The organism is Lyngbya sp. CCY1209 (genome assembly GCF_055795065.1).
The window spans coordinates 1-218 of sequence record NZ_JAYFER010000678.1; the positions used below are offsets into that span (position 1 = coordinate 1).

The following is a 218-nucleotide window of genomic DNA, read 5'->3' on the forward strand; positions in this document are numbered from 1 at the left end:
CCTCTGGGCTCGGGTATTGCCGCCAGCAATAACTCGTCCGGCGGGGTGGCGGCGACGGGGGTTTTTACCCGTTCGTCGTCGGGGGTGAAGACCGGGTCGGCGAAGACGGCGAGGGTTTTAGTTGCCGGGGTTCGGGAGGCTGTATCTTGGCGAATTTGGGCGATCGCAGAAGCGGAGGGCGATCGCACGATTTCATACTGTTCGATCAGCGGTTCGTA

1 protein-coding gene is annotated in these 218 nt (G+C 61.9%); it reads right to left on the minus strand.

What is annotated here, in order from left to right; translation table 11 throughout:
* A partial coding sequence (locus tag AC0QHF_RS27985; protein WP_324707565.1) for a hypothetical protein occupies nucleotides 1-218 on the minus strand: 218 nt, incomplete at both ends.